This window comes from Moorena sp. SIO3E8, assembly GCF_010692445.1.
GTDB lineage: Bacteria > Cyanobacteriota > Cyanobacteriia > Cyanobacteriales > Coleofasciculaceae > Moorena > Moorena bouillonii.
In genome coordinates this window covers 1-20,233 of sequence record NZ_JAAHHM010000054.1, presented here as the reverse complement: position 1 = coordinate 20,233, position 20,233 = coordinate 1, and the positions used below count along the sequence as shown (strand labels likewise).

The window sequence follows — 20,233 nt, the reverse complement described above, 5'->3', positions numbered from 1 at the left end:
CGCAGGTCTTGAGCCATGTCTACACATTAACGTAATTCAATAATGACTAATAATTATAAATAGTTAGAGGGTCTATCGCCTCTGCTAGGTCAAATCCAAATACCCGGGAATAAAAATACAACTCCCCTTCGAGAGTCCGTTTAATCGTTTCTGCTTTACGAAAACCGTGTTGCTCCCCTTCATAGGTGACATAGGCTACAGGTAACCCCTTAGCCTTCAAAGCTGCCACCATCATTTCTGCTTGACTAGGAGGAACTACCTTGTCTTCTAGCCCCTGGAAGAAAATTACAGGACACGACAGTTGGTCTGTGAAATGAATAGGCGATCGCTGTTGATATAAATCTTTACGTTCTGGATAAGGACCGATCAAGCCATCTAGATACCGGGACTCAAATTTGTGGGTATCCTTGGCTAGTACCTCCAAATCACTGATACCGTAGTAGCTAGCGCCAGCTTTAAACACATCTCGGAATGTCAGAGCAGCTAGAGTTGTATACCCCCCAGCACTCCCCCCAGCAATTGCCAGTCGCTCACCATCAACTAGTCCTTGCTCAGCTAGGTATTGCGCGCCATTGGTGCAGTCATCAACATCTACAATCCCCCAGTTGTTTTTCAGGCGCTGACGATAGTCCCGCCCATAGCCAGTACTCCCACCATAGTTGACATCTAGCATGGCAAAACCACGAGAGGTCCAGTATTGAATTTTTAGGTTAAACGCACTGGAAGTCGCTGCCGTAGGTCCACCGTGGCTTTTAACAATTAGGGGTGGTTTTTCGGACGTTGGTGCGGTGTAGTCTTTGTTTTGTGGTGGGTAAAATAAACCATAGGCGGTCAGTCCATTAGTGGTGGGAAATGCGATCGCTTGAGGCCGCGATAGATAGCCAGTATCGATAGCTAACTCACGCTTATTCCTTAATACATTGATTTGTCCATTTGTCAAGTCCAACTGAACAATAGCGCTTGCTTCTGTTACGGAACCAGCGATAAAAACCGCTTGATTATCAGTTACCTTTAGGTCGGAAATACTGGTGTATGGTGTAGCAATGTCCGACCGCTGTTTCGTTCTTAGGTCAATACTAGCTAAATGCCAGTTTCCTGCCTGAGTATAGGTACATATGATTCGATTGGCACCATCAAAGCCATAAGTAGACATTCCAAAGACCCACTGGGGTAGTCCAAACTCAGCTTCCATTTCACACAGGGGTTCGATTTCCCCTTGGGTTGGTTGCCAGCGGTAGAGATTCCACCAATTAGTGCGATCGCAAACAAAGTAAAGGACACCATCTGGTGACCACTCTGGCTGAAATACCGACTCATCTACCCCACCAGCAATGGGCTCTGCAACACCTAGAGAACCATCGGTTAAGATTGGAGCTACCCAGAGTTGAGTACCATCCCAGGGCATATTGGGATGATTCCAGCTTAGCCACGCCAGTTTAGAGCAATCGGGACTTAGGCGCGGCGAGGAGTAAAAGTCACAGCCAGAGGCTAGCACTTGAATATCTTCACCGTTTTCTAGGCTGATGCTAACCAAGGTATTGACTGGTTCCCCATCCACTGTGTGGTTTTCTCCCACACAGATTATACGTCCTCGCTCCTGGTCAATTACCCCATCACCATAGCGCCAGTTCGCTATAGGGGTTAGAGGTTGGGGTTTGGAGTTTGGGGTTTGTTGGTACAGACGTTGGTCAGCAAAATTAGAGAAGTAAATTGTGCCATCCTTAACAGCCAAAGCAGCACCACCATACTCGTTAATCCGAGTCCGAGCATTGAAGGGCTCGGGAGTCAGATCAACACTTTTGCCATCAGGGGTGCGTCGCACGATTACATTGCGTCCAGCTTCTGCAGGTCGCCCTTCAATCCAGTAAACATCCTTTTGATCAAGGGCTATGCTGCCCAACCTAACGCTGCCTTGAACAATCATGTCAGCGGTAATAGGGGATTTCCAGGAACCATAGGGGGCAAGGTGTGCTGGTTGGGTCATGGAAAAACTGCTGTTATTTCCTCTAACTTGCTTAGGATATATGTACTATCATAACCTGACTAAGTGTCCATGGTTCCCGTTAAAGTAGGGATTCCCGTACATTTACCCAAATCGGACTTGCTTAAATGCATCCGATTGCGCTAAAAGAGTATAGAGGGGCTTCCTTGCCGTACAAAACTCTACAGATCGGCGCATTACCGCAAAGGGGAAGCATTGTAGTTCAGGTATTCGCAAAAGCCAATCTAACAACAGAATTTTAGAGATTTTAGAGTATGACTCAAACAGTTACTCACCCCATGGTGAAGTTGCAACGCCATGTGCGTTCACTGGCGGAATCCAAAATTATTAAACCCAGTGACAGCCTTTGGAAAATTGCCCTGCTCTATGGGGATGAATGGTCCTACTGGAAACAGGAACTGACTGAATTCGGGTTTACCATGCAAGACCCGATCAGTGACTTACTAGCTGTGGAAGCCTGGGACGAAGAATGATCTGATCCAATTTGAGGTTAAGTACTTATATATCTCATCAGGTGCGACCCTAGGCCGTGAGGGTTTGCTCGCGGCCTAGGAAGCGGGCATCTATTTGTTTTGTTCGTAAGAATGAAAATTGAGAATTGAAAGTTGTCAGTGGTTAATTAGCTATTGAAAATTAGCTATTAACAATTAGCTATTAACAATTTTCAAAAGGCGATCAACGGGGATCAACCATTGTCAGAAGTAATTAACCGGACTTGATCTGAGTTCTTTCGCTTCCGTTTGGCGTCCAAGCTTCAATCGGTGGAGCTTGGTCATGGATCAGGAATACCTGCCGGTATGGTGAGTATATACTTTCTTTATTCCCTGATTTTCCTTATCCTAATCACTAGCCTACTACGCCAAATTCTGCCCGTGAAATTTCTGCTCATATTCTAAGACGCCGACTCCTAAATACAAGCAACCAAAGCCTGCATAAGTTCTTTTGCCGTTTGGTAGCGATCGCAAGCCCTTGGTTGACAAACCCGCTCAATCACTTTCCTTAATTGGGGAGTAACAGTGGGAACGCCTGATACATCAAACCGATATCCTGAACTACGCCTTTGATAATATTTTAGAGGCGCTTCCCCGGTGAGCAGAAAGATTAAAGTTGGGCCAATGGCGTAAAGATCCGATTGAGTGCAAGGCTGACCTCGGTCTTGTTCAGGAGCGCTATATCCTTCCGCTCCAATCCGTGTACCTGGTATAGTGCCAATTTCTTTAACAGCACCGAAATCCAACATGACAATTCGGTTATCTCGATGGCGTACCATCAAATTCGCAGGCTTAACGTCTCGGTGGATTAGAGGCGGCTGCCGATCGTGGATGTAGTCTAAGATATCGCAAGTTTGAATCATCCACTCTACTGCCTGGGGCAAGATGACTGGTCCAGTGCTCAAGACACGTTTTTCTAAATCCTCACCGTGAATCAGAGCCATTGCTAAGTATTTTTTACCCCCTTCCACAAAAAAGTCGTAATACTGGGGAATTCCGGGATGATTCAGGGTTTTCAGGGTGCGAGCCTCTCGTTCAAACAGTTCTTGAGCCTTGGAAATTTGAGCCATATCAGCATTCATTTCCTTGAGTACTAGTAGGAGTGGGTATCCATCTTTGCTGTTAACTTTGTCCCAGGCAAGATAAGTGGTTCCCATTCCCCCCTGTCCCAAGGTTCGCAAAACATGGTAGTTGCGAATGACTCGCTCGACTGGCACCAAGGGTTGACCACAGTGAATACAGAACAAATTGCCTGGTGCATTGCCTTGGTGTTGGCATGGCTTAGTAGTCTCAGCCAAGGGCTTGGGTGCTAGGGCAGGTAGTTGCTGGGTTTGAACTTGGAATTGCAGCAGTGGACCTTTCTGGGCTAGCTGAATCAGAGCCTTTTCCGGCAGCACCCCCTGGGAAACCAAGACACCATTTAGGAAGGTGCCATTGGCACCCTGATTGACCAACTGCCACATCGGACCCGATGGGGAAGCACTAGCCCTGAGTTCCAGGTGATGTCGTGACACGATCGGGTCATCGACAATCACATCATTATCAGGAGCACGACCAATGCGAATCGTAGATTTGCTCTGAAAGCTCCACTGCTGCACTGGAGTGGGGCTTAACGGATCTAAGAGGGTCAGTGTGACCATAGTCAGTTGTCCTTTGTCCAAAGTCCTTTGTCGCTTTTGTCCTTTGTTGGTTTGATCCTTTGTTGGTTTGATTCTTTGTCGGTTTTGTCCTTTGTCCAAAGTGACTAACCAGAATCTACTGGCAGCTACTAATCACATACAACTAATGACTAATGACTAATCACAAACAACTAATCACCTAATGACGAATGAAATACAACTAACTAATGACTAATCACATACAAATAACTAATGACCTAATTTAATCTTGGTTGAGCCAAGTTTGGTCGCACCTTCACGCGAACTAGGATTAGTGTAATGTTGTCGTGACCATTATGCTCATTTGCCAGCTCAATCAAGTTAGCCAGACCCTGATCGAGGCTAGCTCGGGAACTGAGTAAAGGTGCTAAGTGAGTTTGCCAGTGATTTTCCAACAGGTCATTATCTGACAAACCATCAGAACAAAGTAAGAATATACTATCTTCTGCGATATCTATGAATTGCACATCGGGATTTAGGAATTGCTCACTACGCGGTCCAAGGGCTTGAGTTAGTTGATAGGCATCAGGGCGAGAGTAAGCGAGCTCTGGATCTACTCCGTGCTGGATTTCTCGTTGACCCACCTCGTGGTCTATAGTGATTTGCTCTAAGCCTCGTTTCCGAGTTAGCCGATAGACCCGACTATCTCCGACATGGACAATCCCTACCTTGGTATTTTCAATCAACATCATGACTAGAGTCGTACCCATTCGACCACTGCCAGAGCGAGCATTTTCTTGGTTGATATCGAAAATCGCTTGATTTGTTACATAGACGGATTTCCTGAGACTATCTTCTGTGGGAAACTGGTCTTGCCAATTTTCTTTAAAGTAATTCTGGAGTACTTCTACTGCCATAGAACTGGCTACTTCCCCAGCCGCATGCCCTCCCATGCCATCGCAGAGAATATATAAACCACGACCTTGTATAGTTCGACCAATAGGATTTTCCTGCTTTTTGACTTGGGTCTGGATGCCAAAACAATCCTCATTATGATCTCTTTGATGACCAATGTCTGTAATACCGAGATCATCAAGACTCTGCAAGCTCATTGGCAACAGTACCGTTGGCATTTCATCCCCTTGTTGCTCTTTTGCGGATAGATCAGATAATAATTCTTCGCTATCAGGAGGTTCAGTGTCTGCCCTTGCCATTTCTGAGAGTACAGCCTCAGTTAATTGCATACCGGAGTCGTATAGGTCATATTCTTGTTCGTCAGCAATCCCTTGCAGATGCGATCGCAATTCCTCAATAGTTTCAATTTCTTTAGTACACAACTGCCGGACAACCGTTGACAAGGAGGTAAATTGGGTTCGCTGGGACTGGTTAAATAATCGTTGCCACAGTTGTCCCAAATCCTCTAGGGTTAGGGGATTTTCCTCCCTTTCGAGATAGAGACGCTCCAAACCTAGTGCTTGGTCTTCATCCACCCGGAGATTCGTCAGTTCCAACAAACTCTGACGACAATGCCAAGGCTCTAGAGCTTGCCAAAGCTTTGCCATTTCATCGAGCCAGTATAAAATTTGCAGTTTAGAAAACTCTTCAGAACCCCACAAATTACTCAGTAACTGCCATTCTGAACGGTTTTCTAGCAGGATTATCACCTTACCATTTTGCTGCCAAACATCATGAATTTCTGGCACGCTAGGGTAACATAAGTCCTTAAGAGCCAAATAGGGTTTAGCACTTTGTGGGATATCTAGGACTTTCCAAACGTCTACGTTTTCTTTCGAGGAAGGTTTTGGCTGCTCTAGAGTTGTCGATAGATCAAATTTCTCTGGAGACAATTTTGTTTGAGTAATCAGGGCTTCTAGGGGAGACTTTTGTAACGGTTGGCAGTCCAAAACTGTTACAAAGATACTATTATCTGTTGTCTTACTTTCCTCTATTTGATATCTTAGTTTCTCAGCTTCTAGTACTCTGTAACGCTTACCCTGGTCTAGATAGACAATTTTTGCTGTCTGAGAAGTTGGGTTTTCGAGATTAGGAATTGACCAGGTCGAAGCTTCAGTAGATTGAGGTTTCTCCTGTATGGGCGTAATCTCTAGTAATGGCTCCTCCCCAGATTCTAGTTCCACTTGATCTGAGCCACTGCTGTTGTTTATCAACGCTTCATCAGGCAAGAGTGTTGATGGTGGGGAGAAGGTAGCATCATCCCCTGACTCAGTTAGTATAGTATCCAATTCAGTTAGCGACTCTTGTGTTGTTTCTAGAGATGATTCTGGCTTGGTTAGTTCCCTCTGAGTCTGGTCAGACTGTGGTTGTGATACCGCTACTGGGGTAGCCCACTCAGCTGAGGAGTCTGACACCTCAACCGGGCTTTGAGGAGAATCATGCGGAGAAGTTGATGAATTTTGCTGCTTAGAAATAATTGCCCTCCAAACCGTTCCTGTGAAGGCACCGCAGTTTTGACAAGTTTCAGCATTTAGGGGCACTTGGGTAGCGCATTTATCACAACTTTTATCGGTTAGGGAAGTTCCACATCGTTGACAAAACTTGTTGGTATTTGGGTTCTCGAACTGACACTGGGGACAAACTAACATAATGGAACTTCCTTAATCCTTAAATTCCGCGCTTTGGTGGGTAACTTTTAAGATTTAATCTAACTGCCATCTAGTTGGCCACGCTGTCATCTATGATGGCAGCTTTTAGCAGCATAGCCTGATTCCAATTTTTACGCTCTATGCTATAATAATATAAATTTTTTAAGTAACTATTTTTTTTTCTAGGCTACACCTATAGTTTAACCAGGGAGCAGAGGGTGAGGGCAAGCCAACTGCAAACTAGCTCTATTATCGGTCCGTTCTGGCAAAGCCTCTCCTGTTAATACAGCAAACAGCTCTAACAGCTGCTATTGCTATATACAAAAGTTTAAACTTTTATTCCGGTAGGGGCTAATAATCTATTGTATCTCTCTAAGTAGAGGGCTACTCTCAGGTCAATCTGGGCAAGCTTTTGCTTATGAACATTAAACTACCTTTAATCATTGCTGCAATCTTAGGGGTAACGATACCAATTGCTCTGCATCTATCATCTGCGCAACAGCTCAGCAAACCCCCTAAAACTAATGATAACTCTAGTAAAGCCATTCAACATCAACAAACCAAGACAAAAAAGCTTGAGTTAATGTTAAAAAACAAGAGCTGTGTAGAGTGTGATCTCATCGGTATTGATTTGAGTGGACTTGACTTAAGTGGACTTGACTTTAGCAGAGCTGACTTTAGCCAAGCTAACTTATCCGATAGTAACCTAGAGAATGCTAAGCTCAAAGATGCCAAACTAATTGGTGCTCGTTTAGAAAACGCCAATTTAACGTCTGCTGACTTAGATGGCGCTGACTTTAAAGATACTAACTTAAAAGGTGCTGATCTCAGTGATGCTAATCTCCTCAATATCCGATTGGCTAATGCTGATTTAACTGCTGCTATTCTTAATCGTACTGAGCTTCGAGAAGCTGACTTGACTGGTGCCAATATGGAGAATGCTGACTTGAGTCATGCTAGTATTTATGGTGCAATTTTGAGGGAGGCTAATCTCACTGGTGCTAACCTTTATAAAGCAAATTTGCGTTACGCCAATTTGCAATATGCAGTATTAAAAGGCACTAATCTAAAAGGCGCTGATTTACAATTTGCTGTGATGCCTGATGGCAAAACTGTTTATGGAACGGATGATTACTGATTACTTATTTCTGGGAAAATTAACTTAAAATTCAATAAATGTAAGCTATCAGCTATCAGCTATCAGCTAAAGGCCTTTGGCCACGCTACTTGAGGTGCTAATGAGCTACTTGAGGTGCTATCATCTCATGAGCTACGCCCACGCTACGCGAACAGCTTTTGAATCAAACAAGTAAGTATTGGTTTAATCTCTGTCAGCTGTCACCTGACAGCTGACAGCTGATAGCTGTTGGCGTAGCCTGCGCGTAGCGCATATGCTTACAAATAAATTAGGCTGCTCCTGGATTAAGTCGCCTCATTTCCCAGGTGGTGTAGGTACCAATCGGACTCCAAATTATGTAGGGAAGTAGTAACAAAAACGCCACCAGGGATACGGGATAAATCAGTAAAGCCAGGATAAGACTTAAAAAGGCACCTGTGCCACCAATAATGGTGCCAACGGTGAGGCTACGAAACAGGAACATCACTGGTGTATAAGCCATGGTGATGATTTCTAGTAGTAGATATAAACCCATCAACAACCAGGTGCTTCGGCTACCTGGGTCATTTTCCCAAACTATATACGCTGACCAACCACCGCAAATAAAGATAGTTATCCAGATCAGGGGAATTGCTCTCTCGAAGGTGAGCCATTGCGGACGACGTAAGCGATAGAACCATCTGACTCCTTCGGGTCTGGTGATTAAGTTACCAGCGAATGCTACTAGCAGGGTTACCGCTGCAATTACCATCCAAGATTTAATCATGATTTTCGCCTTGCTCCTAAATTCCCAATTTCATCAAAAATCAGCAAAAATGTCGTAAAATAAACCAAATTAATCGAAAAATACCTCTTACCTCTCTTCCCCCGATGCCCGACTCCCGATTCCCGATTCCCGATTCCCGATTCCCGACTCCCGACTCCCGACTCCCGACTCCCGATTCCCGACTCCCGATTCCCGATTCCCGATTCCACCCTTGTGCTCAACTATTTCTTAGATTTATTTGTTATAATATTCGATAATTTTTGGATAAATTCTTGAGTGAATTGAGTAAAGGCTTTGGCTCCAGTTGCTTGGGGTTCATTGATGACCACAGGTCGAAACTCATCCACAGCTTTGGCAACCGCAACATTCCTGGGAATTTCTATACTAAAAATTTTGTCTTTCCCAAAATTATCAGTCAATCGGTTCTTGACTTGTGTAGCCATATTGGTGGCGTGACCAAGGGAGAAAAACAGAATCCCAATCAGGGTTATCCCAGAGCGATCGCTTTCTATCAGCTTTTTGATTTGACCTTCTTGGAGGATGCCAATCCCAACCACTGATAACGGTTCAGCTTTGGCAGGAATGAGATAAAAATCACTAGCAATAATTCCACTACGAGTGATAATATTCTCACTTGGGGGGAAATCCAATAGAATAAAATCGTAGGTTTGTTGAACTGGCTCAAGGGCACGCTTAATTAAATAATTTTCTAGCTGATTCCAGTTGTTTTCAAACTCTTGAGGATTATCCTTTGACTGAGAAAACAGCAATGCAGCCAATAGAAAATCATTGTAGGTTTCGATATCCCCTGGCAATAAATCTAGTCCATCGACTCGACAAATATTGCGCTGAATCGCTTGTTCAATGGGAATATATGCCTGAGTGGGTGACTGAATGACTTGATTAATTATTTTTTTTAAGGTTCGGTCTTCCTTCTTGAGTTTAGCAAATTGCACTGGAGGCATCAGGCTTAGGGTAGCATTAATCTGGGTATCGAGATCAACGATTAATACTCGCATGCCATAATCTTTGGCAAGACAGGTAGCAAGGTTGACGGTGGTGGTAGTCTTGCCAACACCGCCTTTCATATTGACTATAGAAATGGTGTATCCCAGTTTTGACAAAAAGAAAGAGGTAAAATAACGTGAAGGTCATTGCAGTATACCATAACAAAGGCGGCGTCGGAAAAACCACGACGGTGGTTAACCTAGGGGCCGCTATCCGAAAAAACCGCAAAAAAGTGCTTGTGATCGATCTTGATAGCCAAGCGAATGCTACCTTTGCTACCGGACTGGTTAAATTTCATGACGAAGCATTTGATGATATCAAAGATTGTAATATTCTCCATGTTTTGCAATCTGAGGAATTCTTCTCAATCTCGGAAGTAGCTAGAAAATCTGAATTCAGCAATCCAGAAATTGATGTGGTTCCTGCCCACATCGATCTCATGAAATATGAGCTTGATATGAATCAGCTTGATTTTAGCTTCCTAATGCTGATGGATAAACTAGAGGATGTTAAAACTTACTATGATGTGGTAATTATTGATACTCCGCCCTCTTGGAATTTATATGCCAGAATTGCTTTAATCACTGCTGACTATTTAATCATCCCTTCAGACCTCAAGCCTTTTTCTAATCAAGGCTTACTGAATGTTAAAGATTTCATCACAGCTATTAATGGCTATCGAAAACAAATCAACATTAAACCGCCACTTGAAGTCTTGGGAGTGCTGCCTTCTAAAATAGCAACCAATAACATGTTCATACAACATACCTTGCCAAAACGGATACAAGCAATTTCCGATCGATATGGCTTTGATGTGATGAAGAGTGTTATTTTCGATCGAGATGATTTGGCAAAGTGTGCTGAACAAGTTGAAAAAGTAGACAATCAAGATATACCGTCTCCTGTGTCTGTTTTGGATTATAAGCCCTATTCTATGGCTTCAGAAGAATTTAGGTCTCTTGCCCAAGAAGTTTTGGAAAAAATAGGCATGTAAACTATAGGGTTTGTATTTGATAGGTGAACATAGGATTGATGGTAAATCGGGAATCGGGAATCGGGAATCGGGAATCGGGAATCGAATCGGTAGGGAGTAGGGAGCAGGGAAGAGGTAAGAGGGAATAGGGAACAGTAGTTAAGATATCCAAGGAGTTTTTACTGTTATGATAAATTAAGATTATTTTTCGTGATAGCATTATAAATACTATATAAAAATCGGTGTAGTAATTGTGATAATTATTGTCCCCGACTCCCGACTCCCGACTCCCGACTCCCGATTCCCGATTCCCGACTCCCTATTCCCTATTCCCTATTCCCTATTCCCTGTTCCCTATTCCCTGTTCCCTTCATATAATGATACTGACAGAACGCCTAATTATTTTCAGCCGCTATCCAGAGCCCGGAAAGACTAAAACCCGGATGATACCAGCTCTAGGAGCGGATGGTGCGGCCAACCTTCAACGTCGGATGACGGAACATACTGTTGCCCAGGTCAAGGAATTAATAACTGGTCGCCCTGTGTCTGTAGAAATCCATTTTGCTGGTGGTAATCAACAGCTAATGGAGGATTGGTTAGGCTCGAATCTGGTCTATAAGCCTCAGAGTGATGGGGATTTGGGCAAGCGAATCACAACGGCGTTTGAGTTATCCTTTGCGGAAAGCATGACCAAAGTTGTGATAATTGGTATTGATTGCCCGGATTTGAATGGTTCGGTGATGAATCAGGCATTTGAGGCTTTAGACAATCATGATTTAGTACTTGGACCAGCCAAGGATGGCGGCTACTATCTGATTGGTCTAGGTCGATTGATTCCAGATTTATTTGTGGGAGTCAGTTGGGGAACATCTGAGGTTTTGCAGCAAACGGTGGATATTGCTAAGAGTCTTAACCTAACTATGGCAATGCTTTCCCAGCTTACTGATGTTGACCGGCCAGAGGATCTATCGGTAGTATCAAATTTGATGGGAATCGGGAGTAGGGAGTAGGGAGTAGGGAATCGGGAATCGGGAATCGGGAATCGGGAATCGGGAGTCGGGAATCGGGAATCGGGAATCGGGAATCGGGAATCGGGAATCGGGAATCGGGAATCGGGAGTTGGGAAAAAATCCTGTTTATATGAGATTTTACACCAGTATTAAGTGATAACAATCAATTTCAGTACTGAAAGCGACAAATATCATCACTGTTCCCTGTTCCCTGTTCCCTGTTCCCTTTTTATTTCAATCAATTTCAGTACTGAAAGCGACAAATATCATCACTGTTCCCTGTTCCCTGTTCCCTGTTCCCTTTTACCTTAAATCCTATATTCACAACCCAAATACAAACGCGCTTAGCTAATAGCTTACGTTCTGGAACTCTTAGCACTTTCTAGTTTTTCTGAAAAGATTGTAATCAGCTCCATCATGTCTTTGACTAATTCTTGTTCAACGCTGATGTCTTCTGATGACTTGTTGATAATTATTACTTCTGTATTGAATTCTTCACACATAGCAAAGACTAATTCAGCGCTAACTCTAAGCAGCCTATCTTTGTGAGTAATGACAACTCTGCCAACATTCCCCTGCATGATGCGCTTGAGCAGTTTCTGTAAGCCTTTATTTTGGGAATTGATTCCGGAAGCTGAATCCTGGATTGTCTCATACTGCCAACCATTAGCAGTACTAAAAGACTCTAAAATCTTGATTTGCTTGACTAAATCTTCTTTTTGGTCTTGACTTGAAATACGGGCATAGTTAATGGTTATCCGATCATCGATCTGACCGACATTCCGTGGTGTAATGTGTTTGATATCGGCTACATAAAATCGCCGATGGCCACTGGGAGAACGTTGTGACCTAATTTTTCCTGCATCTGCCCACCTCCTTAAGGTTTTAACTGAGACCCCTAGCTCACTGGCTGCTTCTCCAATACTAATGGTTAACCCTGACATGTTGGATTTCTCACCTTATTTGAATTGAGTTTAATCAGCTATCAGCTATCAGTGATCAGCTATCAGTGATCAGCTATCAGCTATCAGCTATCAGCCGTCAGCTTATGGGTTAGGTGGTCACAGCGTCGAAGTCTGTTCGTTCACAGGCTAGAAGCCTATTCCACGTAGCCTGTGCCACACTACAGATGGTGCTTTTGAATAAAATAAGCTGACCGCTGACTGCTGACTGCTGACTGCTGACTGCTGACTGCTGACTGCTGACCACTGACCACTGACCACTGACCACTGACCACTGACCACTGACCACTGACCACTGACCGCTGAATGCTGTTTACCTTTTATTATATCGCTATTACGTAATAAATGTCTAGATATGGATAGAAATTAATAAAAAAATGGTTATTCCCTAGTCAGGGATGCTAATTTGTCAGAAACAATGCCTAAACGTCTTGCGTGATAGTAAAAATTTCAATTATCATCCCGGTTCTCAATGAGGCTAGTCACATAGCTGATACTTTGGCTACGGTTAGGGAAGCGTCTAATGTGGAAGTGATTGTGGTAGATGGGGGCAGTTACGATGAAACCGTTGCGATCGCACAATCACTGGGTGCTAAGATTATAGCTGCTGGTACCGGTCGCGCTAGTCAAATGAATGCTGGTGCTGCGGTGGCTACGGGAGATATTCTGCTGTTTCTCCATGCTGATACCCGTTTACCAACAGGATTTGATACGTTAGTTCGCGAAGGGTTACAAGACTATGACACCGTGGCTGGTGCTTTTGAATTAGCTATTGATGCTAACCTGCGGGGGGTAAGGCTGATTGAGCGGATGGTGAATTTGCGATCGCGTTTTTGCTCCCTGCCTTACGGTGATCAAGCCATCTTTATCAAAACTAAGGTGTTTACAGACCTTGGTGGTTTTCTGAATCTACCGATTATGGAAGATTTTGACTTAATGCGACGCCTCCGCCACCTAGGTAAAATAACTATCCTTAATCAACCTGTGCTAACATCAGGACGCCGCTGGCAGACCTTAGGGGTTGTGAAAACGACATTAATTAACCAAATGGTGATCGTTGCCTATCATTTGGGGGTTTCTCCTCACCGGATTGTGGGTTGGTATCGTCGAGCAAAAGGGTAAAGAATCGGGAATCGGGAATCGGGAATCGGGAATCGGGAATCGGGAGTGGGGAATCGGGAGTCGGGAGTCGGGAATCGGGAGTCGGGAATCGGGAGTCGGGAATCGGGAGTCGGGAATCGGGAGTCGGGAATCGGGAGTCGGGAGTCGGGAATCGGGAATCGGTATATTTTTCGGGTGGTGGATGTTGTATTTGTGATTTTCAAAAAATAGTGGGAACGCTTAGTATACAAAAGCTAATGTCATGAATTTATAAATTGCAAATGTTTTCGGAGACTGACAACCATAATCGGGAATCGGGAATCGGGAATCGGAAATCGGGAGTCGGGAATCGGGAGTCGGGAATGGGGAATTGGGAATCGGTATATTTTTCGGGTGGTGGATGTTGTATTTGTGATTTTCAAAAAATAGTGGGAACGCTTAGTATACAAAAGCTAATAATTTTATAAATGGCAAATGTTTTTGGAGACTGACAACCATAGGGATAAGCGCGTTTCTATCATAGAGCTACTCCCGATTCCCGACTCCCGATTCCCGACTCCCGACTCCCGACTCCCGACTCCCGAACTCTAGTTTAAGCATGAGCAATTATAATCAAATTCAGTCTTATCGAGATTTGCGAGTTTGGCAAAAGGGAATGGATGTGGCCGAGAGTTGCTATGTGATCACCAGAGAATTCCCTAAACAGGAAATGTATGGGATGACTGCACAGATAAGGAGAGCAGCTGCATCAATTCCTGCTAATATTGCAGAGGGATATGGGCGAGAATATCGAGGAGAATATGTTCAATTTCTCAGAATAGCTCAAGGCTCTCTCAAAGAATTGGAAACCCATCTTTTCTTATCGGTCAGAGTGAAACTGGCTACTTCTGGAGCCATTAATCCGATTATAGATGAGTGTGAAGCTTTGGGAAGAATGCTACGTTCTCTGATTCGGTCATTGCTAGATAACTCATAATTCCCGATTCCCGATTCCCGATTCCCGATTCCCGATTCCCGATTCCCGATTCCCGACTCCCGACTCCCGATTCCCGATTCCCGACTCAGGTAAAGAAATGTTTTGCCAACTTGACTCGACCCCCAGACCCAATGGTATGCTGACCACAGAAAATCTTTATGGAGAGTAGCTGTTATGGGCAAAAAGAATTTATTGCCAAAGCAAAAATCCCCGATCGTACGTTCCACTACCGCAAAGCCCATCCCTGGCTTGGAAGAAACAGCCCTGACGGAGGGCTTATTTCAGAGTGGTGGGTCAATCACCCCAGCTTATGAGGTCGTTTTACGTTATTTGTAGTTGGTTTGTGGGTAGTCCTTTTGCTCCTGTTGCGGGGGACGGGGACGAGTAGTACTCACTCTATCACAATTAATGGAAATTACCTCAAAAGTCTTTTTTATCGGTGCTGGGCGGTCGATTGGCTGCGATAAATTTGCGGGAAACCCTGGCTACTTCGGGGTCTTCGGTTACCTGGCACGCCCCTGCCCGACCCTTGCCCTGGTGAGACTTTTTTGACACATTTGATTCTGATAGAGAAACCCCAGCTAGGAGCCTACTACCCCAGTGGCACCTAGTTGGGGTTTTCTGTTTGAAGGGGGGAGTCGGGAGTCGGGAGTGGGGAATCGGGAATCGGGAATCGGGAATCGGGAATCGGGAGCAGGTAAGAGGTAAGGGCGTTGCTGATTCTGAGTATGGTTTCGCCCCCCTAGCCCCCCAATTCTGGGGGGAACAAAACTATCAAGCGATGCAGCGCGGTCTTGGGGGTTTCCCCCATGAGCGACTGCATCAAGACAAGTCCCCCAAAGTTGGGGGACCAACGGGGGCTGCAATAAAATCAGATAATCGCCCTTCATTCCTTAATTCAGCAACGCCAAAATTATTCCAATATTAAGCAACACCAAAAATCCTGTTTACCTGATAGGATTAAAAAATACTGTATATAGCAATTCTCTATGCCATGAGGTACAAAGAGATCCCCCTAAATCCCCCTTAATAAGGGGGACTTTGAGCTTGAAAAGCGTACCTCATAATAAATCCTAGAAACGCTATAATAGGCATTTGCGCGCCTAATAATCATTTTTAATAATCATTTTAAAGATACCTTCTTATCGATCAGCAACTACTTCTTACATCTCCCCATCTCCCCCTCTCCCCATCTCCCCATCTCCCTATCTCCCCATCTCCCCATCTCCCCACACTCCCGATTCCCGATTCCCGATTCCCGATTCCCGATTCCCTACTCCCCATGACTACACAAAAACAATGGCGTTCAGAAATTACTGCACTTCCCTCTTGGTTGCGACGTCCGATTGGTAATGCTAGTGACATCTCAACGGTGCAGCGGATTATTAAACAACGGCAGATTCACACCATTTGTGAAGAGGGACGTTGCCCCAACCGAGGTGAGTGCTATTCTCAGAAAACTGCTACATTTTTGTTGATGGGACCGACGTGTACACGGTCTTGTGCATTTTGTCAAGTAGATAAAGGTCATGCTCCCATGGCCCTTGACCCAGAGGAGCCCCAGAAAGTAGCGGAATCCGTACAGTTATTGGGGTTGCGGTATGTGGTGCTGACCTCTGTGGCTCGGGATGATTTGCCAGACCAGGGTGCGGGTTGGTTTGTCGCTACTATGGATGCGATCCGCCAACTCAATCCAGGTACTGAGATAGAAGTGCTAACGGCAGATTTCTGGGGGGGTAAAGGTGAGCAGGATCAAACCTCAGCAGAGTTGCAACAGCAACGGATAGCCACGGTGGTTGACGCCAAGCCAGCCTGTTACAACCACAATATTGAAACAGTGCAGCGGTTACAGGGCAAGGTGCGCCGGGGAGCACAATATCAGCGATCGCTTGATGTGCTCAGCATTGTCAAACAACTCAATCCCGCCATTCCCACTAAGTCCGGATTAATGTTGGGCCATGGGGAAACCAAAGCAGAAGTGATTGAGGCGATGGCGGATTTAGGTAAAATTGGATGCGATCGCATCACCCTCGGTCAATATATGCGTCCCTCTCTCCAACATCTGCCGGTACAAAAATACTGGACACCGGAAGAGTTTGATGAGCTAGGTGCGATCGCACGGGATATGGGATTTGCCCATGTTCGTTCCGGTCCTTTGGTTCGTAGTTCTTATCATGCTGGGGAAACATGAAGGTTGAAGGTTCAACTGTTAAGTTCTAGGGAATCGGGAATCGGGAATCGGGAATCGGGAATCGGGAATCGGGAATCGAATCGGTAGGGAGTAGCTAATCGGGAGTAGGGAATCGGGAATCGGGAATAGATATATTTTTCGGGTTGTGGATGTTGTATTTGTTATTAAAAAATTGGGTACGCTTAGTATACAAAAGGTTTGGATTATATCATAAATGGCAAATGTTTTTGGAGACTGACAACCATAGGGATCAGCGCGTTTCTACCATAGAGCCACTCCCGATTCCCGACTCCCGATTCCCGACTCCCGATTCCCGACTCCCCATTGCTACCCTTTAACCTTCAGAGCATAATCCCGGAATCGTTCTAAATCTTCCTGGATAGTAGACTCAACTAAGTTACCTAAAAATAAGTTATCCATTAACTGACCAAGAATGCCGGGAATTGCGTAAGCAATGGTCAGCTTAACGATACTGCTATCTTTACGGTCGTAGAAGCGCACTGCACCTCGATTGGGCAAACCATCTACTGATTCCCACTGAATAATCTGATGTGGAACTAATTTCAGAATTCGAGAGAGCCAGCTAAACTCAAAGCCCATATTGGCAAGTTTCCACCGGGATAAATCAGGATCCTCTTTTAGGACTTCTACTGAATCAATCCACTTCATCCACCGGGGCATTTGCTCTAAATCAGACCAAAGCTCCCACGCTAACTCAATGGGAACTTCTACTTCAACTTGTACACTATGTTCCAGCCAATCAGACATGGGCTTTTAGATTCCTCAAGTTTTAGTGATTATATCGGGAGTCGGGAATCGGGAGTCGGGAGTCGGGAGTCGGGAGTTGGGAGTCGGGAGTGTGGGGAGATGGGGAAATGGTGAAATGGGGAGATGGGGGAGATTTTTATTAAGAGTAGACCTCTGGCAAAAGTGGTTTTCTGATACTGTTTTCGTCGTGAATTATTGTCCACGATTCCCGATTCCCTACTCCCGATTCCCGATTCCCGATTCCCGATTCCCGATTCCCGATTCCCGATTCCCGATTCCCGATTCCCGATTCCCTACTCCCGATTCCCTCAATTAACCAAAGACTCAATCGCCTTAGCAGCACGACGCCCGGATAGGGTAGCTCCTTCCATACTATCGATATAGTCTTGTTGGGTATAGCTACCGGCTAGGAAAAAATTAGGGATTGGGGTCTTTTGGTTAGGGCGATAGGGGTCCATGCCAGGGGCTTCTCGGTATAGAGACTGAGCGAGTTTTACGACACTATACCAGGTCATGGTCAAGTCTCGTGAGGAGGGAAACAAGTTATGGACTTGGTGAAGCACATGTTTTGCGATCGCATCATTACTTTGTCGGATAAATGGGTCTCCTGGAGTTAGTACCAACTGCATCAGTGACCCTTCCCCCGCTTTGTAATAGTCACCAGGACTAGTGAGAGCTAAATCAGCAAAGCAGGAAAAGTCAGCATCGGGAGTATACAGTAGATTATCCATCCCTGCTGCTTCTTGGAGTTGCTGGCGTTTCTCGGCATCATGAAGCTCTGTGACCCAGCCATCAAATCGTAGTTGGACCGTGGCCACTGGTACCGTATCCAGCTTGTAGATATTATCGAAATCGGACCACTTGCGCCATGATTTCGGTAACAGCCGTTGAACACCAGGCACATCAACCGCACAGACATAGGCATCAGCGGTAATGGTTTCTTCGGTTTCCCCTTTGGCAATCACTAAACCAGTGACTCGGGTTTCCTCTGGGGTTTCGGTAAACAGAATTTCCCTGACTTGGCGGCGAGTGTGGATTTTTGCTCCTCTTTCCTCTAAATAGTTAATAATTGGTTTATGGAGGTACTCATGAGGAGAGCCTTCCAGCATTCGTAGTACCGATGCTTCGGTTCTAGCGGCAAATAACTGGAATATGGTTAGCATACAACGGGCAGAAATATTCTCGGTATCGATGAAACCCAGAGCATAGGCAATAGGATTCCACATCCGCTTTAAACTACCGTCGGAACCACCATGACCGCGAAACCAATCAGCGAAACTGACCGCATCTAGGTCACGAATCGTTTTCATTGCGCCATCGAAATCTATCAAGCCACGCACCAGAGGGCTAATCCCCAGAGCAATGGAGTTTTGCAGCTTATCCTGGAGGGAGAGCTGGGAGGTGGTGAAAAAAGCTTTTAGGCCATTAAAGGGAGCACCAGTAAGGAAGCGAAAGTCTAGCTCACCCTTGCGTCCATCCTGATTAATAAAGGTGTGAGTATGCTCCTTCAGGCGCAGAAACTGGAACGCTCCCACCTTCTTCATCAGGTCAAACAGGTTGTAATAGCAGCCAAAGAAGACATGCAACCCCATTTCGATGTGATTGCCATCCTTATCTACCCAGCTGCCAACCTTTCCCCCCACAAAGGGACGGGATTCAAAAATTTCCACCTCATGACCAGCATCCACTAATTCTACTGCTGTGGCCATGCCCGCGAGCCCCGCACCAACGATTGCTAAGCGCATTCTCCCTTATCCTTTCAGTTTCTTTACAGATTTTAATATATTCCGGGAGTGGGGAGTCGGGAGTGGGGAGTCGGGAATCGGGAGTCGGGAGTCGGGAGTCGGGAGTCGGGAGATGTAGGGTGGGCAGTGCTTACTTTGTCGATGATCAGCTTTTCAATTAGTCCGCCAGCACTGCCCACCAGTGCGTTCGCTTTTTAGATCAGCACAGTAGGCTCGGCAGTGCTGACCTTGCCGATGATCAGCTTTTCAATTAGTCCGCCAGCACTGCCCACCAGTGCGTTCGCTTTTTAGATCAGCACAGTAGGCTCGGCAGTGCTGACCTTGCCGATGATCAGCTTTTGAATTAGTCCGCCAGCACTGCCCACCAGTGGGATCAATTGTGTTATGATTTAGAGAAGTAAATTTTTTTTTCCTTTTTTTGTTGGTGGTGGGCAGTGTTTTCCTCCGATGAAAAGCTAATCTGATCGGTTTTGAGCACAGCCTACCCTACGCTCCTTAATATTATTAAAAATTTAGTGCGTTCGCGTAGCGTGGCCTACGGCCAATCGCGTTTGAGTGCGGTGGAGTAGCCCAGTCAATTTCCTGTCGGTGGGCAGTGTTTTCCCCCGATGACATGGCTTACTGATCGGTTTCGAGCACTGCCCACCCTACGATTTATCTTCATCATCATTTCTTTTATAGCGTTTTTATGACTTAATAAGAGGTACAGTTTTTTGGGACACTGATTCCCTGAAAACTATCTTTAATATTGCCTTTTGCCTCTTGCCTCTTGCCTCTTGCCTCTTGCCTCTTGCCTCTTGCCTCTTGCCTCTTGCCTCTTGCCTCTTGCCTCTTGCCTTTTGCCTTTTGCCTCTTGCCTCTTGCCTCTTTCCTCTTGCCTCTTGCCTTTTGCCTATTATCTTTGTCTTTCACCCTAATAATA

General features: G+C 45.2%; 30 protein-coding genes. 11 read left to right on the top strand and 19 right to left on the bottom strand.

The window, feature by feature from the left end; genetic code table 11:
- Positions 1 to 46: 46 nt before the first annotated feature.
- A complete protein-coding gene (locus F6K46_RS21555; RefSeq protein WP_293054757.1) occupies positions 47 to 1,984 on the bottom strand; it encodes a S9 family peptidase in 1,938 nt (645 codons plus the stop codon).
- 272 nt (positions 1,985 to 2,256) lie between these two features.
- Between F6K46_RS21555 and F6K46_RS21550 the strand changes: the two genes are divergently transcribed.
- Positions 2,257 to 2,475: a DUF4327 family protein gene (locus F6K46_RS21550; RefSeq protein ID WP_008181701.1), complete on the top strand. Its 219-nt coding sequence runs from the start codon at positions 2,257 to 2,259 to the stop codon at positions 2,473 to 2,475.
- 434 nt (positions 2,476 to 2,909) lie between these two features.
- Here the strand turns inward: F6K46_RS21550 and F6K46_RS21545 are convergent, their stop codons facing one another.
- The gene (locus tag F6K46_RS21545; RefSeq protein ID WP_293054756.1) at positions 2,910 to 4,133 is read right to left on the bottom strand and encodes a protein kinase; all 1,224 of its coding nucleotides are present in this window, start codon (positions 4,131 to 4,133) and stop codon (positions 2,910 to 2,912) included.
- Positions 4,134 to 4,369: 236 nt separating this feature from the next.
- Complete coding sequence (locus tag F6K46_RS21540) at positions 4,370 to 6,694, bottom strand: serine/threonine phosphatase (RefSeq protein ID WP_293054755.1); 2,325 nt, start codon at positions 6,692 to 6,694, stop codon at positions 4,370 to 4,372.
- A 418-nt stretch (positions 6,695 to 7,112) separates the two neighbouring features.
- Here F6K46_RS21540 and F6K46_RS21535 point away from each other — a divergent pair, with 418 nt between their 5' ends.
- Entirely contained in the window at positions 7,113 to 7,832 is a 720-nt protein-coding gene (locus tag F6K46_RS21535) for a pentapeptide repeat-containing protein (protein ID WP_293054754.1), read from the top strand.
- Positions 7,833 to 8,100: 268 nt separating this feature from the next.
- Here F6K46_RS21535 and F6K46_RS21530 read toward each other — a convergent pair whose 3' ends face one another.
- Positions 8,101 to 8,577: a TspO/MBR family protein gene (locus F6K46_RS21530; protein ID WP_293054753.1), complete on the bottom strand. Its 477-nt coding sequence runs from the start codon at positions 8,575 to 8,577 to the stop codon at positions 8,101 to 8,103.
- Positions 8,578 to 8,681: 104 nt separating this feature from the next.
- Here F6K46_RS21530 and F6K46_RS21525 point away from each other — a divergent pair, with 104 nt between their 5' ends.
- Positions 8,682 to 8,834, top strand: a complete 153-nt coding sequence (locus tag F6K46_RS21525; protein ID WP_158069447.1) for a hypothetical protein — start codon at positions 8,682 to 8,684, stop codon at positions 8,832 to 8,834.
- Here F6K46_RS21525 and F6K46_RS21520 read toward each other — a convergent pair.
- On the bottom strand, positions 8,799 to 9,701 hold the full coding sequence (locus F6K46_RS21520; protein WP_365975242.1) for a ParA family protein: 903 nt from the start codon (positions 9,699 to 9,701) through the stop codon (positions 8,799 to 8,801). The two genes, F6K46_RS21525 and F6K46_RS21520, sit on opposite strands and share 36 nt — an antisense overlap.
- 20 nt (positions 9,702 to 9,721) lie before the next feature.
- Between F6K46_RS21520 and F6K46_RS21515 the strand changes: the two genes are divergently transcribed.
- Positions 9,722 to 10,579: an AAA family ATPase gene (locus F6K46_RS21515; protein ID WP_293054752.1), complete on the top strand. Its 858-nt coding sequence runs from the start codon at positions 9,722 to 9,724 to the stop codon at positions 10,577 to 10,579.
- A gap of 1 nt (position 10,580) precedes the next feature.
- On the opposite strand, the gene F6K46_RS21510 is transcribed toward F6K46_RS21515, so the two are convergent.
- Positions 10,581 to 10,730, bottom strand: coding sequence for a hypothetical protein (locus tag F6K46_RS21510; protein ID WP_293054751.1), 150 nt, complete (start codon positions 10,728 to 10,730; stop codon positions 10,581 to 10,583).
- A gap of 91 nt (positions 10,731 to 10,821) precedes the next feature.
- Here F6K46_RS21510 and F6K46_RS21505 point away from each other — a divergent pair, with 91 nt between their 5' ends.
- Positions 10,822 to 11,568, top strand: coding sequence for a TIGR04282 family arsenosugar biosynthesis glycosyltransferase (locus F6K46_RS21505; protein ID WP_366510684.1), 747 nt, complete (start codon positions 10,822 to 10,824; stop codon positions 11,566 to 11,568).
- Here F6K46_RS21505 and F6K46_RS21500 read toward each other — a convergent pair.
- Positions 11,498 to 11,731: a hypothetical protein gene (locus F6K46_RS21500; RefSeq protein WP_293054750.1), complete on the bottom strand. Its 234-nt coding sequence runs from the start codon at positions 11,729 to 11,731 to the stop codon at positions 11,498 to 11,500. The two genes, F6K46_RS21505 and F6K46_RS21500, sit on opposite strands and share 71 nt — an antisense overlap.
- Between F6K46_RS21500 and F6K46_RS21495 the strand changes: the two genes are divergently transcribed.
- Positions 11,722 to 11,880: a hypothetical protein gene (locus tag F6K46_RS21495; protein WP_293054749.1), complete on the top strand. Its 159-nt coding sequence runs from the start codon at positions 11,722 to 11,724 to the stop codon at positions 11,878 to 11,880. The genes F6K46_RS21500 and F6K46_RS21495 overlap by 10 nt on opposite strands.
- A 44-nt stretch (positions 11,881 to 11,924) precedes the next feature.
- On the opposite strand, the gene F6K46_RS21490 is transcribed toward F6K46_RS21495, so the two are convergent.
- Complete coding sequence (locus F6K46_RS21490; protein ID WP_075901240.1) at positions 11,925 to 12,512, bottom strand: IS607 family transposase; 588 nt, start codon at positions 12,510 to 12,512, stop codon at positions 11,925 to 11,927.
- 179 nt (positions 12,513 to 12,691) lie between these two features.
- Positions 12,692 to 12,826 (bottom strand): hypothetical protein, encoded by a 135-nt coding sequence (locus F6K46_RS21485; protein ID WP_293054748.1) that lies wholly within the window; start codon positions 12,824 to 12,826, stop codon positions 12,692 to 12,694.
- Between the two features lie 139 nt (positions 12,827 to 12,965).
- Between F6K46_RS21485 and F6K46_RS21480 the strand changes: the two genes are divergently transcribed.
- Positions 12,966 to 13,652 carry a TIGR04283 family arsenosugar biosynthesis glycosyltransferase gene (locus F6K46_RS21480; RefSeq protein WP_075901236.1) on the top strand — a complete coding sequence of 229 codons (687 nt, stop codon included), beginning with the start codon at positions 12,966 to 12,968 and terminating at the stop codon, positions 13,650 to 13,652.
- Here F6K46_RS21480 and F6K46_RS21475 read toward each other — a convergent pair.
- Both F6K46_RS21475 and F6K46_RS21470 read right to left on the bottom strand, forming a co-directional pair.
- The gene (locus tag F6K46_RS21475; protein WP_293117327.1) at positions 13,613 to 13,855 is read right to left on the bottom strand and encodes a hypothetical protein; all 243 of its coding nucleotides are present in this window, start codon (positions 13,853 to 13,855) and stop codon (positions 13,613 to 13,615) included. The two genes, F6K46_RS21480 and F6K46_RS21475, sit on opposite strands and share 40 nt — an antisense overlap.
- A gap of 36 nt (positions 13,856 to 13,891) precedes the next feature.
- On the bottom strand, positions 13,892 to 14,053 hold the full coding sequence (locus F6K46_RS21470) for a hypothetical protein (protein ID WP_293068463.1): 162 nt from the start codon (positions 14,051 to 14,053) through the stop codon (positions 13,892 to 13,894).
- Between the two features lie 176 nt (positions 14,054 to 14,229).
- Between F6K46_RS21470 and F6K46_RS21465 the strand changes: the two genes are divergently transcribed.
- The gene (locus F6K46_RS21465) at positions 14,230 to 14,607 is read left to right on the top strand and encodes a four helix bundle protein (RefSeq protein WP_293068460.1); all 378 of its coding nucleotides are present in this window, start codon (positions 14,230 to 14,232) and stop codon (positions 14,605 to 14,607) included.
- Here the strand turns inward: F6K46_RS21465 and F6K46_RS21460 are convergent.
- Positions 14,602 to 14,754, bottom strand: coding sequence for a hypothetical protein (locus F6K46_RS21460; protein ID WP_293068457.1), 153 nt, complete (start codon positions 14,752 to 14,754; stop codon positions 14,602 to 14,604). The two genes, F6K46_RS21465 and F6K46_RS21460, sit on opposite strands and share 6 nt — an antisense overlap.
- A 27-nt stretch (positions 14,755 to 14,781) precedes the next feature.
- On the opposite strand from F6K46_RS21460, the gene F6K46_RS40210 reads away from it, so the two are divergent.
- Positions 14,782 to 14,943 carry a cyanobactin class RiPP gene (locus tag F6K46_RS40210; protein WP_366510885.1) on the top strand — a complete coding sequence of 54 codons (162 nt, stop codon included), beginning with the start codon at positions 14,782 to 14,784 and terminating at the stop codon, positions 14,941 to 14,943.
- Positions 14,944 to 15,027: 84 nt separating this feature from the next.
- Here F6K46_RS40210 and F6K46_RS21455 read toward each other — a convergent pair whose 3' ends face one another.
- The 3 genes from F6K46_RS21455 to F6K46_RS21445 all read right to left on the bottom strand — a co-directional run bounded on the left by F6K46_RS21455 (position 15,028) and on the right by F6K46_RS21445 (position 15,891).
- Positions 15,028 to 15,162 carry a hypothetical protein gene (locus F6K46_RS21455; protein ID WP_293068454.1) on the bottom strand — a complete coding sequence of 45 codons (135 nt, stop codon included), beginning with the start codon at positions 15,160 to 15,162 and terminating at the stop codon, positions 15,028 to 15,030.
- A 26-nt stretch (positions 15,163 to 15,188) separates the two neighbouring features.
- On the bottom strand, positions 15,189 to 15,497 hold the full coding sequence (locus F6K46_RS21450; protein ID WP_293117324.1) for a hypothetical protein: 309 nt from the start codon (positions 15,495 to 15,497) through the stop codon (positions 15,189 to 15,191).
- Between the two features lie 259 nt (positions 15,498 to 15,756).
- The gene (locus F6K46_RS21445) at positions 15,757 to 15,891 is read right to left on the bottom strand and encodes a hypothetical protein (protein WP_269086952.1); all 135 of its coding nucleotides are present in this window, start codon (positions 15,889 to 15,891) and stop codon (positions 15,757 to 15,759) included.
- On the opposite strand from F6K46_RS21445, the gene lipA reads away from it, so the two are divergent.
- The gene (gene lipA, locus F6K46_RS21440; protein WP_293068448.1) at positions 15,890 to 16,798 is read left to right on the top strand and encodes a lipoyl synthase; all 909 of its coding nucleotides are present in this window, start codon (positions 15,890 to 15,892) and stop codon (positions 16,796 to 16,798) included. The two genes, F6K46_RS21445 and lipA, sit on opposite strands and share 2 nt — an antisense overlap.
- Before the next feature lie 327 nt (positions 16,799 to 17,125).
- Here the strand turns inward: lipA and F6K46_RS21435 are convergent, their stop codons facing one another.
- On the bottom strand, positions 17,126 to 17,566 hold the full coding sequence (locus F6K46_RS21435; RefSeq protein WP_293068445.1) for an SRPBCC family protein: 441 nt from the start codon (positions 17,564 to 17,566) through the stop codon (positions 17,126 to 17,128).
- A 25-nt stretch (positions 17,567 to 17,591) separates the two neighbouring features.
- Between F6K46_RS21435 and F6K46_RS21430 the strand changes: the two genes are divergently transcribed.
- Complete coding sequence (locus F6K46_RS21430; RefSeq protein ID WP_293068442.1) at positions 17,592 to 17,882, top strand: hypothetical protein; 291 nt, start codon at positions 17,592 to 17,594, stop codon at positions 17,880 to 17,882.
- On the opposite strand, the gene zds is transcribed toward F6K46_RS21430, so the two are convergent.
- The 3 genes from zds to F6K46_RS21415 all read right to left on the bottom strand — a co-directional run.
- Positions 17,875 to 19,311 carry a 9,9'-di-cis-zeta-carotene desaturase gene (gene zds, locus F6K46_RS21425; protein ID WP_293068818.1) on the bottom strand — a complete coding sequence of 479 codons (1,437 nt, stop codon included), beginning with the start codon at positions 19,309 to 19,311 and terminating at the stop codon, positions 17,875 to 17,877. The genes F6K46_RS21430 and zds overlap by 8 nt on opposite strands.
- Positions 19,312 to 19,343: 32 nt before the next feature.
- Entirely contained in the window at positions 19,344 to 19,490 is a 147-nt protein-coding gene (locus tag F6K46_RS21420; RefSeq protein WP_293068821.1) for a hypothetical protein, read from the bottom strand.
- Positions 19,491 to 20,004: 514 nt separating this feature from the next.
- On the bottom strand, positions 20,005 to 20,233 hold a 229-nt coding region (locus tag F6K46_RS21415), incomplete at its 5' end, for a hypothetical protein (protein WP_293117321.1).